The sequence below is a fragment of the Actinoplanes sp. NPDC048988 genome, assembly GCF_043197815.1.
Classification (GTDB): domain Bacteria; phylum Actinomycetota; class Actinomycetes; order Mycobacteriales; family Micromonosporaceae; genus Actinoplanes.
In genome coordinates this window covers 81,247-95,126 of record NZ_JBICTW010000017.1, presented here as the reverse complement: position 1 = coordinate 95,126, position 13,880 = coordinate 81,247, and the positions used below count along the sequence as shown (strand labels likewise).

Sequence of the window (13,880 nt, the reverse complement as noted above, 5' to 3'; positions counted from 1 at the left end):
GGTGGTGCCTGGGACCATCGAACGAGTGAGTAGTTTTATCGCGTGACCCTTGATCAGCGGGCCGGCCGCAAGCTCCTGACCGGCGAGATCATCATCGTTCTGCTGCTGTCGCTGGGCCAGAGCGCGGTGTACGCCGTGGTGTCGCTCATCGCGAAGCTGACCGCCGGCAAGCCGCTGTCGTCCCAGGCGGCCGTGCTGAACGCGTCACAGTCGGCCCGGCCCTACCTCGACCTGACGTACCAGCTGCTGGGGATCTTCTTCGACCTGATTCCGGTCGCGCTGGCGCTGTATCTCCTGCTTCGGGACCATATTGCCGTACGCCGGACGCTCGGCCTGGGCTTCGACCGGCCGGCCTTCGACACCGGCTGGGGTTTCGGGCTGGCCGCCCTGATCGGCATCCCCGGCCTCGGCCTGGTCTACGTGGCCTCGGCGCTCGGCCTGAACGCGCAGATCGTGCCGGCCGCGCTGCAGCCCGTGTGGTGGGCCGTGCCGGTGCTGATCCTGTCGGCCGCCCAGAACGCCATCCTCGAAGAGGTCATCGTCGTCGGCTACCTGATGACCCGGCTCCGGCAGCTCCAGTTCTCCACGGTCTGGATCGTGGTCTGCTCGGCGGTGCTCCGCGGCTCGTACCACCTGTATCAGGGTTTCGGCGCCTTCGTCGGCAACGCGGTCATGGGCGTGATCTTCGCGTTGTTCTTCCTGCGCTTCAAACGGGTGATGCCGCTGATCGTCGCCCACACCCTGCTGGACGTGGTCGCGTTCGTCGGCTACACCCTGCTCCCCGACTCCTGGCTCAACTGGATCTAGCCGACTTGAAGTACTTGGCGGCCCGCGCCGCCGTCGCCTGAGCCGAAGAGGTGGTGGCCAGGAACGCGGCCAGCAGACTCGTACCCGGAAAGCGGCGATTCACGACCTTCACGGCCGCCCAGGCCGCCGTCTGAGCCGTGAGCATTCGCGCCAGACGCCAGAGCGGTTCTTTCGAGTCGTACGCGGGCCGGCGCGCCTCGGCCAGCGCGTCAACCGCCTCGGCCCGCGAGGCGTGCACCCGCCCGATCACGAGCAGATCAACCGCCCGCTCCTCATCCGTCGGATCCAGCCCGTGCGCCGCCGCGATGTGCAACGCCAGCTCGGCGTCGGTGAGCGCGGCCGCCCCGAGCAGAGCCACCGGCGCGTACGACCCGGCGACAGCCCCCAGAATCCCGGTCACACTGCCCCACCGCGTGAACTGCCGCGTAGCCAGCCGAACGAGAGCGTCGGTCCCCGCCGCCGGATAGGCCTCCCGGGTGCGCGCGGCCCACTCCTTCGCCCGGGGCCCCAGCGTCTGAACGGCCGCAATGGCCAGAAGTTCCGGCGCCCGAGCCGGATCGGCGACAAGCCCCGCCCACGGATCAGTCCGCTCAACCTTCGCCTGCCGTACGGGGTAAGCCACCTCACTACCCGCCACGACGGCCGCACCCTCAATCGGCGAAGCCACCACGGCCGGCTCCCGCGCCGGCGTTTCAGCCTCACTCCGCGGGACCGCGGCCTCGGCATCAGTCCCGCCCGGAACAGGGCTGGCCGGCTCCTTCCACACGGTGGCTGCCGGCGCCTCCCGCCCAAACTCGGCAACCGACACAGTCGGCTCCTGCGGAATCAGCTCCTCCTGCACATGCTGACCCGACGCAGCCTTCCCCCGGTTGCGCACACCACCACCAGTCGCCGCCGTCTTCGCAGCCCGGCTCCGACGCGCTCGCGGCGGCCCAGCCTTCGAACCCACCGCGTCCACCGCCCCCGGCCCATCGGCCGAACCCGCTGCTTCCACCTTCTCAGCCGAGCCCACTCCCGCCGCCTGCGCATCCCCGGCTTCTACAGCTCGCGCATCCCCGGCTTCCTCAGCCTTGGAATCCTTGGCTTCCCCTGCTGCCGGCTCCTGTACCCGCACCCCGGCGCCCGCAGCCTTGAGCTCCTCCGCCGGAGCCTCGTCCACCACCGTGGGCGTCTCCGCTGAAACCGCGCCCGCCTCGGGCTTCTCCGCTGAAACGGCGCCCGCCTCGGGCTTCTCCGCTGAAGCCGCGCCCGCCGTCGCCGCCAAGGCCCCACTCGCCTCGGCCGCATTCGCGGTCCTATCGTTCGAGATCGGCGCCGCCTGCGACCGGCCAGGCGCCTGACGCGGCTTGCGTGGTGTGGCCTTGCGCACAGTCTGCTGCCCCTCGGCCGCAGGCTCATCGCGCGGAGCAGTCACGCGCTTACCCCTCGTACGAGAAGCGCCCTTAGCCGGCGGCCGACCCGCCCCCTCAGCCGGCGCAGACCCCCCAGACGGGTGATCTTCGGCACTGGGAGGCTGGAAGGTAACCGGCGGCGCCGCCTTGGCCGCCTTACGAGGAGCCCGAGCCACAGGCTTCTCCGGCGCCCCCGGTTCCCCGGTCGCACTGAACGAGGGCCGCGGGCTACGCGCTCGCGGCGACCGGCGAGGCTCACTGGGCGGGTTCTCCTCCATGCCGTGGGAGCCTAGCCCCAACGAGCACATTTCACCTGTTGACAACCTCTACGACCCGCCCGGCGTGGCCCGCTTTGTGCGCCCCCACGCCGGTCCGGTATTCTCAGGCGTCGGTAGCCCTGCGGCTACCGGGGAGACTTCGCCTAGTCTGGTCTATGGCGCCGCACTGCTAATGCGGTTTGGGTTAACCGCCCATCCCGGGTTCGAATCCCGGAGTCTCCGCGTGTGAGGCCGGTGTGTATGCTGGTCGAGCACCAAGGCAAGCGCCCGTAGCTCAATGGATAGAGCATCTGACTACGGATCAGAAGGTTAGGGGTTCGAGTCCCTTCGGGCGCACAAGATTGAGATGGGTCTGAACTGCGGAAACGCGGGTCAGGCCCATTTTGCTGTCCGGCCTGTGCGGACGATGGGTGGCGTGTGGGTGACACATGGGGGTCGTCACCGTCCGTGACGGTGCGGGTGTTTGCGGGCTCGTGACCTGCGGCGGCGGCTCTTCTGATCAGGCTTATCGGCCGGGGTGGTGTGTTTTTCGACGCGCCCCGCGGGCCGATTCTTCGCCGCCTTCTCCTTAATCCGTTTCCGGGTGTGCCGGGCCGCCGCGAGGACCAACGCGGCAGTCGCGTCCGCGCAACGGCGCTGGGAATCGGGCAGCACGCTGGTGTAGGTGTCTGCGGTGACCACGATGCTGGAATGCCCGAGCAGATCCTGCAGCGTCTTCAAGTCGGCGCCGGCCTCATGCGCGAGGGACGCGGCGCCGTGCCGCAGGTCGTGCAACCGGACCGGGGGCAGCCCGGCCCGCTCGGTGAGTTTCCGGAATCGGGTGGTGGCGTAGTTCGGGTTGATCGGCAGGCCGTCCTTACGGCTGAACACATAGCCGGAGTCGATCCAGATCTTGTCGGCAGCGTGCCGGCGATCGCGGTGGTTGAGCTGCCGACTGCGGTGCGCGCGCAAGATGCTGACGGTGTGCTTATCCAGAGCGACGGCCCGGTGCCCGGCGGCGGTCTTGGGGTCGCCTTCGACGACGGTGTAGCCGGCGGTGGTGCGCTGCCGCTCAACGACCAGTAGCCCGCGGTCGAGGTCGACGGCCGCCCATTTGAGGCCGCAGAGCTCACCGCGGCGCAGACCACGCAGCGCGGCCAGCCACCAGAACGCGAACAACGAATCCTCGACGTTGGCCTCCAAGAAGGTGGCGAGCTGTTTCGCAGTCCACACCGCAACCGCCGGGTGTTCCCCGGTGAGTTCCCACTGCTCGACGCGGCCGTCGGTCCAGACCTGGGCATGTGGGCGCCGGTAGCCGGCGATCTCGATGTGCCGGGCCGGGTTCGATGCGATCAGCTCTTCGCGGACGGCCAGGTTCAACGCGGCACGCAGGGTGGTGCGCAGATGGTTCAGTGCCGACGGTGACTGTGGCAATCCTTTGGCGTTGGTGGTCTGCGCGATCTCGGCGAACACCGCCCGCAGCAGCGGCCCGTCGAGATCACTGAGCCGGTAGTGGCCGAGGCGGGGAATGAGCACCAGCTCGACGTCGCGGGTGTAGGCCAGCCGGGTCGTCAGCCGGATCCGGGTCCGGGTGTCCAGCCAGTGCCGCAGCCACCGTTCCAGGGTCCAGCCGTCACCACAACGCCGTGCGGCGCTGTCGGCCAGGCAGTCCTCACGGGCTTGCCGAGCGGCGTTCTGGGTGAGAAAGCCGCCCCGGCGGATCCGCTCGGAGCGGCCATACAGGTTCGGCGCCGAGCACTGGAAGTACCAGGAACCATGCCCACGCTCAGGCAGTCTGGGGCAGGTCTGCTCCAGCCGCTTGCCCTGCTGGTTGCGGCATCCACACCGTTTGAAGGTTTTGTTTGTACTGGCCATCGCACTGCCCTCCACGACCGATCCGGTACATCGAGCGTGATGGGCGCGAGCGGAAGTATGACTCCCTCGGCGGAGTGACACTGCAGCTGGCGGCCGCTATGGCGCGGTTTGGTTTCCGTCACGGCTGACTATGCTCAGGCCGCCGTTGGGGCGGGTCGGGCACACCGTTGATGCCGGCCTCGATGCCGGTCTTGCAGTAGACGCGGGACAGGTAGGTGACCACGGGCCGGGCTGAGATCAGCAGTTGGTCGACGATGGCGCGGTTGCTCGGCTCCGGGCCGTAGAAGCGACTTGAGGAAATCGCTGCGAGATTCACCCGACCTTCATCGCACGCGCCCCGCGGTGGTGGGACTGGAGTGCACCAGACGATCTCTGTGATCGTGCTGTGTAGGCGCTGAGACTCCCCTGTCGTTCGCCAGGCCGACGAAAAACTGGCTGATCGGACCGGTCTTCTCCGTCAATCAGACCGGCCACGGCCTGTTCGTCTGTACCGCCGGGCTGCACCTGATCTGCACCCTTTTAAGGGTTATCTCCGGGTGTGGAAGGTCGGGCATGTCTAGTCGCGGATTGCGGTCGGTCAAGGCGTTCACTGGCAACGGTGGTGCGCCATCCCCGCGGTTGTATACGTCGGTTCTGATCAGCGTTCTCGCGCTGGTGGCCACCTTGCTCAGCGCGCCGGCGTACGCGGCGACCGCGCCGACGGTGACCAATCCAGGCAGCCAGTACAGCGGTCTGAACGTCGCGCTGAACAAGACGATGGCCGCGACCGGCGGCACCTCCCCGTACACGTGGTCGGCCACGAACCTGCCCGCCGGCCTGGCCATCAACACCACGACCGGAGTCATCTCCGGCACACCGACCACAGCGGGGGCGTACTCGGCGAAGGTCACCGCCACCGACGCCGCCCGGCTGGCCGGGACGACGTCGTTCACCTGGACCATCGGCACCGCGCCGGTGGTGGTCAACCCGGGCACCCGGGCGAGTATCAGGGGCACGTCGGTGTCGCAGGCGATGTCGGCCAGCGGCGCGAAGACCCCGTACACCTGGTCCGCGACCGCCCTGCCGGCGGGTCTGACGATCAACGCCTCCACCGGGGCGATCTCCGGCGCCCCGACGACGGCCGGTTCGTACAACACCACGATCACCGCCACCGACGCCAACAAGATCCCGGGGTACGCGTCGTTCGTCTGGGACGTCGCCGCGACCGCGGTTGCGGTCACCAACCCTGGCACCCAGCAGGGCACCGTCGGGCAGGCCGCCACCCTGACCTTCGCCGCCGCCGGCGGCACCGCCCCCTATACCTGGGCGGCGACCGGGCTGCCCGCCGGTTTGACTCTCAACACTACGACCGGTGTCGTGTCCGGCACCCCGACCGCGGTGGCCACCTCCGCGGTCAGCCTCACTCTGACCGACAAGGTGAACCGGACCGCGACGGCGTCGTTCAGCTGGGTCACCGCCACCGCACCGAGCATCAAGAACCCCGGCACGCAGACCGCCGCGGTCGGCTCCGGCGTCTCCACGACGATGACCGCGACCGGCGGCACCACCCCTTACACGTGGGCCGCGACCGGTCTGCCGGCTGGGCTGTCGATCAACGCGTCCACCGGTGTCATCTCCGGCACGCCCACAACCACGGGCACGTTCTCGGCCACCGCCACCGCCACCGACTCGGGCAAGCGGGTCGGCACCGTCGCCTTCTCGTGGACGGTCGCGGCCGCGCTAACCGTCGTCGCTCCCGGCAACCGGCAGGTCATCGCCGGGCAAGCCACCACACTGAGCATGACGGCCGCCGGCGGCGCCGCCCCCTACACCTGGACGGCCACCGGCCTGCCCGCCGGGCTGAGCATCAGAGACAGCGGCGTCATCTCCGGTACCGCCCAGCAGGCCGGCAGCGCCACGGTGACCGTCACCGCCAGCGACGCCGGCAACCGCACCGCCAGCGCCTCCTTCACCCTGACCGTGATCGCCGCCCTGGCCGCCACCGAGCTGGGCGAGCAGCACGCGACGACCGACACCGGCACCACGATCACGCTCAAGGCCACCGGCGGCACCGCCGCTTACTCCTGGAGCGTCACCGGCCTGCCCGCTGGGCTCACCGCCGCCACGAACGGCACCATCACCGGCACGCCGCAGAACCCGGGCAGTTCCACGGTGACCGCCGTCGTCACCGACACCAGCGGGCAAAGCAGTACCACCCGCTTCACCCTTCAGGTCACCGGGCCGCTGACCGTCACCAACCCCGGCCCGCAAAACGGCAGCATCGACGACGACACCACCCTCACCCTGGCCGCGGCCGGCGGCACCAGTCCCTACACGTGGCGGGCGATCGGCCTGCCCGACGGGCTGAACCTGGACTCGAGCACCGGCGTCGTCGCCGGCACCCCGACCACCGCCGCCATCTGGTCGGCCACCATCACCGCCACCGACGCCCGAGGAAAAACCGACAGCCTGTCCTTCGACTGGACGATCACCAAGCCGGTCACCGTCGCGCGACCCGAGGTCCAGATCGGCGTCGCAAAGCAGAGCACCACCGTCGCGATGACCGCCACCGGCGGCACCGGCACCTACACCTGGACCGCCAAGAATCTGCCCGCCGGCCTGAGCATCAACGCCACCACCGGCAGCATCACCGGCACGATCACCACCGCCGGCACATTCACCGCCACGGTCACCGCCACGGATGCCGGCGGCCGCACCGGCAGCACCACAGCCACCTGGCGAGTACTCACCGCACCGGTCTCAGGTCCGGTGATGGAAGCCGGCGAGGTATCGACCGTAACCGACGACGGCGCGCTGTACGGGACCAGCGGTATCGCGCTGATCGGCGACTACGCCTACCTCAGCAAGGGCACCCAACTCGTCAAAGTCAACAAAACGTCTGGGGCCATCAGCGTTGTCGCCGGCGTCGCCGACACCAACAACTGCGTCAACGGCGCAACCGGTGACCAGGTCCACTTCGCCTCAAGCATTCATGTTCTCGGCACCGACGGCCGGTTCGTCTACGTCCTGGACTACTGCGGTGTCCGGCGCATCAACCCGGACAACGGCGCCACCGCCATTATCGGCGTTCCCCCCAACTACAACAGCGCAACCCTTGCCGGGCGGTGGCTTTACCTCAGCGCCGGCAACACCATCTGGCGCTACGACCTGACCGCCAGCAACGACTGGGTCTCTGCTGACACCGGGCTAACGCTCTCCAGCCGGACCAGCGCCATCGCCGCCGACGACACCTACGTCTACCAGCCCGACGGCAACGGCAGCCTCTACCGGATCAACCCCACTACCGGCGCCAACACCCTGATCAGCAGAACCCTGATCCGCAACGATGTCTCGGCTTTGACCTCCGTCGGGGACTATCTCTACGCCGCCTTTAAGGCGCCCGCCACACCCGGCACCGGCACGACGATCATCCGGATCGACAAGAACGACGGCAGCACCCGGCTGATCTCGCCCAACGGCATCGGCACCACCGCCCTGGCCGGCGTCACCGGCATCGCCAGCGACGGCACCAAGCTGTACCTCGCTGACAGCGGCCCCGAAGGTAACTGGCTTAAGACGCTGACCCCGGTCACCGCCCCTACTCCGGCTCCGCCGGCGTCGACGCCGGTCATGGAAGCCGGCTCGGTCACCACCGTGACCGACGACGGCGCGCTGTACGGGACCAGCGGTGTCGCCGTGATCGACGACTACGCCTACCTGAACAAAGGCACCCAACTCGTCAAAGTCAACAAACGGTCTGGGGACATCAGCGTTGTCGCGGGTGTCGCCAACACCAGCGACTGTGCCGACGGCGTCACCGGTGATCGGGTTCACTTCGATGCCCGGTACGGCGCTCAAGTACTCGGCTCGGACGGCCGATTCGTCTACGTCTATGACTACTGCGGTGTGCGCCGCGTCAACCCTGACACCGGCGCCACCATCACATTGAATGCAACCCCGGGCGGTTACGGAACCGTGGCCGGACGGTGGCTTTACCTCGCCGCCGGCACCACCATCTGGCGTTACGACCTGACCGCCGGCAATGGCTGGGCCTCCGCCTACACCGGGCTGACGCTGCCCGGCGGAATCAGCGCCATCGCCGCCGACGACACTTACGTCTACCAGCCCGACGGCGCCGGCAGCCTTTACCGGATCAACCCGACCACCGGCGCCCATACCCTGATCAGCAGCACTCTGATCCTTGCCCCTGTCACGGCTTTGACCTCCGTCGGGGACTACCTCTACGCCGCCTATGAGGCGCCCAGCACACCCGACACCGGCATGACGATCATCCGGATCGACAAGAAGGACGGCAGCAGCCGGCTGATCTCGCCCAGCGGCATCGGCACCACTGCCCTGGCCGGCGTCACCGGCATCGCCAGCGACGGCACCAAGCTCTACCTCGCCGACCGCGGCCCGGAAGGCACCTGGCTCAAAGCCCTCACCCCGATCGCCGCCCCCACCCCAGCCCCAGCACCGTCAGGCCCGGTCATGGAAGCCGGCTCGGTCACCACCGTGACCGACGATGGGGCGCTGGAGTGGGCCAGCGGGGTCGCGGTGATTGGCGGCTACGCCTACCTGAACAAAGGCACCCAACTCGTCAAAGTCAATAAGAGCTCCGGTGCAGTAGACGTCGTCACTGGTGTCGATGGCACCGCCGACTGCGCCGACGGCGCCACTGCTGACCGAGTCCACTTAGACCCACGCCGGCACGGCATTCGAGTAATCGGCACCGACGGGCGGTTCGTGTACCTGTTGGACAACTGCGGTGTCCGCCGCATCAACCCCGGTAACGGCGCCACCACCACCCTCCACGGAACCCCCGCCAACACCGGCTTCGGAACCGTAACCGGTCGATGGGTCTACGTCAGCGCCGGCGAAACCATTTGGCGCTACGACCTGCTCTCCGGTACCCGGTTCACCGCCGTGTCCACCGGCATCGCCCCCTACGGCGCGAACGGCGCCATCGCCGCCGACGACACCTACATCTACGCCTTCGACAGCAACGGCTACCTCTACCGGGTCAACCCGAACACCGGCGGCAACACCGTGATCACCAACTCGCTGGTCAAAGACACCTTCTATGCCGTGGTCTCCGCCGGCGACTACCTCTACGCCTCCTACAACACGCAAAGGAGCGGCTGGGCCGCTGCCACCACGATCATCCGAATCAGCAAGAACGACGGGAGCACCGCCTTCATCGCCGGTTCTGACCTGGTAGGACACGTCGACGGGCTCTACGGCAACGCCAGCTTCGAAGGCATCAACGGTCTGGCCTCCGATGGAAAGTTCTTGTTCGCCATGGACGGCCCATGGCTGCGGAAGGTCACCAAGGCGAAGATCCCGGTCGCTGCGGGTGGGCCGAGCCTGCCGGGCGAGACCATCGGCGGCGTCAACATGTCCGAGGTCGCCTATTGCAACTCCTGCTGGGGCGACCCGGTGCAAACCGACACCGGCGCGCTCGTCGAGCCAGCCACTGACCTGAACGTCAATGACCACGGCGGCACGTTCGCGATGTCGCGCAGCTACAGCTCCGAGGCGGCCGGCGCCAAGAGCGTGCTCGGCTACGGCTGGGCCTGGCCGTTCGGCATGAACGTCGTCCAGCCGGCCGCGAATACGGTCACGGTCAACCAGGAGAACGGCAGCACGGCGACGTTCACGCTGCAAGACGACGGCACCTACAAGGCGGCTCCCCGGGTGCTGGCCACCCTCGTCAAGAACAGCGACGGCACCTGGACGTTCACCCGCAAGAAGCAAGTCACCATGGTCTTCAACGCCGACGGGCACATCGTGCGGCAGGTAGGCCGCAACGGCCGCGCGGTGACCTACACCTACAACTCGGACGGGCAGCTCACCGCGGTCACGCTGGCTTCCGGGCGGGCGCTGACGTTCACCTACGACAGCGCCGGCTATCTCGAGACGGCGACGACCCCGTCCGGCGCCCGGGTGCTCTACACCCAGGACACCGCCGGCAACCTCACCTCGGTCACCGACCCCGAAGGAGCCGTCACCCGCTACGGCTACGACAGCGATCACCTGCTGACCACCATGACCAACCAGCGCGGCGCTGTCACCACCAACGTGTACGACGCCGACGGCCGAGTGGTGAAACAGACCCAGCCCCTCGACCAGGTGTGGCAGTTCGCCTACGAGGACGGCGATGCCGTGGGCACTTCCACGGTGACGGTCACCAAGCCGGGCGGCGCCAAGATCCTCGAGCAGTACGTCGACGGGCAGCTGCACTCCCAGACCCAGGCCTACGGCACCGACCAGGCGGCCACCACCACCTGGGAGTACAACTCGACCACCTCCCAGGCAATCCGCATCACCGGCCCGGACGGGCAGGCCGACGAGTACACCTACGACGCTGACGGCAACACGCTGACGCACACCGACCCGCTGCACCGCACCACGACCTGGACATACAACACCGACGGCGACCAGCTCTCCGAGCGGGCGCCAGATGGCAACACGACGCGCTCGACCTACGACGCCGGCGGCAACCTGCTCACCACCACCACGGCCACCGGCAAGGTGACCCGGCTGACCTACAACGCCGACAACACCCTCGCCTCGCGCACCACCGCCCAGGGCCGCAGCACCGCCTACGGTTACGACACCAACGGTGACCTGCTGACCGTGACCGACCCTATGCACCGGGTCATGTCCTACGGCTACGACCCCGACGGCCGCGTACGCACGGTCAAGAACGGCCTGGGTAAGACCGTCAGCACCACCCAGTTCGACAACACCGGCCGGATCACCTCGGTCACCGACGCTCTCAACAACGTCACCGGCTACACCTACTACGCCGACGGCACGCCGTACTCGACCAGCGACCCGCAGACCGGGCTCAAGAGCTACACCGAGTACGACCTCGCCGGCCGGATCATCAAAACCACCGACGCCAACGGCGCCCACACCGGCTACGCCTACAACGCAGCCGGACTGCTCGACACGGTCACCGACCCCAACGGCAACACCGTCGCCTACACCTACGACACGCTCGGCGACAAACTGACCGAGACCACCAGCGCGGGCACCACCACCTACCGCTACGACGCGGCCGGGCGGCTGCTGTCCACCACCAGCCCGGCCGGCAACACCACCACGACCGAATACGACGCGGCCGGCCAGATCACCAAGACGATCGACGCCAAGCAGAAGACCACGACCTACGCCTACGACGCCGCCGGCCGGCTCGCCACCCTCATCGACCCCGCCCAGCGCACCACCGCAACCACCTACACCGCCGACGGACGCCCGGCGACGATCACCAACCCCGACAACTCCACCATCGAGTACGCCTACTACGACGACGGCGGCCTCAAGTCCGTCACCAACCCCGACAAGGGCATCACCAGCTACACCTACAACGACGCCGGCCAGACCGCCTCCCGCACCCAGCCCGGCGCCATCACCACCACCTACGGCTACGACGCCACCGGCCAACCGACCACCACCACGCAAAACGACGGCTCCACCACCACCCGCGTCTACGACGCCGCCGGCCGCGTCAGCGACCTCACCTACAGCGACCCCAACACCGCCGCAGCGCACTACACGTACGACAAGAGCGGCCGCCGGACCAGCATGACCGACGGCACCGGAACCACCAGCTACACCTACGACAACACCGGCCGGCTCACCAGCACCCGCCACGGCGCCGGCAACACCGTCGGATACACCTACGACGCCGGCGGCCGCCTGACGACCCTGACCTACCCCGGCGGGCAAACCGTCACCTACACATACGACGGCGCCAACCGCATGACCTCAGCCCAAGACTGGGCCGGCAACCTCACCACGTTCGGCTGGACCAAGGACAGCGAACAGAACCTCGAGACGACCCCGAACGGCGTAACCAGCAACACCGGCTACGACCCCAACGGCGCCGTCACCAGCATCGACATCGCCAACGACTCCACCCAGGTGGGCCGCTTCACCTACACCTACGACGACGCCGGCCAGCTCACGGCCAGCGACAGCCCCATCGGCTCGCAGACCTACACCTACGACGCGCTCGGCCAGGTCGGCACCATCACCACCGCCACCGGCAGCGGCGCCAGCGGCAGCTACGGCGTCACCGCCAACGGCCTGCTCAAATCCCTGCCCGACGGCACCACCAACACCTACAACGCCGCCCAACAGCTCACCGGCACCACAAAGGCAACCGGCTCCGCGATCAGCTACGGCTACGACAAGCGGGGCAACCGGACCAGCAGCACCACCGCCGGCTCGACGAACACCAGTTACACCTTCGACCAGGCGAACCGGCTCACCGGCACGCAAGACACCAAGTCGAAGATCGGTTACACCTACAACGGCGACGGGCTGCGCACCAGCCGGACCCTCAACGGCAGCACCAGCACCTTCGTCTGGGCGACTAACGGCGGCATGCCGGTACTACTCGACGACGGCGCACACCGCTACCTGTACGGGCCCAATCTCACCCCATACGCCCAGGCCAGCCGCGACGGCACCACCGAATACCTGCACACCGACAACCTTGGCTCCGTCCGCCTCATCACCAACGCCGCTGGTACCACCGTGGGCACCAACACCTACGACACCTACGGCAACCGCACCCAGCACACAGGAACCGCCGACAGCGCCATCGGCTACACCGGCAACTGGACCGACCCCACCACCGGTGTCATCCACCTCCGCGCCCGCGACTACGACCCCACCACCGGCCAATTCCTGTCCATCGACCCCGCCGTCGACACCACCCTGCAGCCCTACGCCTACGCCGAGAACAACCCCCTGCAAAACACCGACCCCACCGGCCAATGCCCGTTCTGCATCAGCGCCGCCATCGGCGCCGTAGCCGGCGGCCTGATCGGCGGTGCCACCTACGCCCTGCAACACCATAACGACGACAACTTCAGCTGGGGCGGCGTTGCCAAGGCAGCCGGCAAGGGCGCCCTCGTCGGCGCCGCAGCCGGCCTGCTAATGCCAGCAGCCGGAACCTTGGTCGCCGGAGCATTCGAACTCACAGGGGCCGCCGCCACCGCAACATCCGTCGCCGTCAACGCCGCCGTCGGAGCCGGCTTCACCTGGGTCGTAAACACCCTCGAATGCCGACCCACCACACCGTTGGACCTACTACTCGGCGCCGCCGCAGGCGGAGCCTCAAGCGGCCTACGCGGCTTCCGAGGTGGGGCTCGGACAAGCTCAGGCGCGGAATCAGCAGCAGCCGGCGCTGCACTCAACAGAGACCTTCGGGCAGCCGAACTCGCCAATCCGGTCATAGAGAGTCTCAGGAAGACCGGAAGCCTGCCTTCGAACTACATTACGAAGGACGAAGCCCTGGCTGCGGGCTGGAAGCCCGGCAAAGCCCTCAATAACAAGGTCCCAGGTGGCCAAATCGGCGGAGACGTATACCGTAATGACGACAACCTTCTCCCGTCGGCACCCGGCCGCATCTGGCATGAGGCAGATATCGGTGTTAACAACATGATGAGCAGGAAGACGCAAGGCAACCGACTACTCTACTCAAACGACGGGCTGGCATATGTTACGCCGGACCACTACGACTCCTTCTATCAAATTCCTAACTGGAAGTAGC

General features: G+C 67.9%; 5 protein-coding genes and 2 tRNA genes. 4 read left to right on the top strand and 3 right to left on the bottom strand.

The window, feature by feature from the left end; all coding sequences use genetic code 11:
* Nucleotides 1-42: 42 nt before the first annotated feature.
* Nucleotides 43-807, top strand: a complete 765-nt coding sequence (locus tag ACGFJ7_RS37320; RefSeq protein ID WP_360247547.1) for a CPBP family intramembrane glutamic endopeptidase — start codon at nt 43-45, stop codon at nt 805-807.
* Here ACGFJ7_RS37320 and ACGFJ7_RS37315 read toward each other — a convergent pair.
* A complete protein-coding gene (locus tag ACGFJ7_RS37315) occupies nt 794-2,221 on the bottom strand; it encodes a hypothetical protein (protein ID WP_392646672.1) in 1,428 nt (475 codons plus the stop codon). The two genes, ACGFJ7_RS37320 and ACGFJ7_RS37315, sit on opposite strands and share 14 nt — an antisense overlap.
* A 387-nt stretch (nt 2,222-2,608) precedes the next feature.
* Here ACGFJ7_RS37315 and ACGFJ7_RS37310 point away from each other — a divergent pair.
* Nucleotides 2,609-2,698 (top strand) — tRNA-Ser (locus ACGFJ7_RS37310).
* Between the two features lie 41 nt (nt 2,699-2,739).
* Nucleotides 2,740-2,812, top strand: a tRNA-Arg gene (locus ACGFJ7_RS37305).
* A gap of 102 nt (nt 2,813-2,914) precedes the next feature.
* On the opposite strand, the gene ACGFJ7_RS37300 is transcribed toward ACGFJ7_RS37305, so the two are convergent.
* Both ACGFJ7_RS37300 and ACGFJ7_RS37295 read right to left on the bottom strand, forming a co-directional pair.
* Nucleotides 2,915-4,345 (bottom strand): tyrosine-type recombinase/integrase, encoded by a 1,431-nt coding sequence (locus ACGFJ7_RS37300; RefSeq protein WP_392646671.1) that lies wholly within the window; start codon nt 4,343-4,345, stop codon nt 2,915-2,917.
* 103 nt (nt 4,346-4,448) lie between these two features.
* Nucleotides 4,449-4,646 carry a hypothetical protein gene (locus tag ACGFJ7_RS37295; RefSeq protein WP_360247553.1) on the bottom strand — a complete coding sequence of 66 codons (198 nt, stop codon included), beginning with the start codon at nt 4,644-4,646 and terminating at the stop codon, nt 4,449-4,451.
* Nucleotides 4,647-4,948: 302 nt separating this feature from the next.
* Between ACGFJ7_RS37295 and ACGFJ7_RS37290 the strand changes: the two genes are divergently transcribed.
* Nucleotides 4,949-13,879: a putative Ig domain-containing protein gene (locus ACGFJ7_RS37290; RefSeq protein ID WP_392646669.1), complete on the top strand. Its 8,931-nt coding sequence runs from the start codon at nt 4,949-4,951 to the stop codon at nt 13,877-13,879.
* The last annotated feature ends 1 nt before the right edge of the window (nt 13,880 follow it).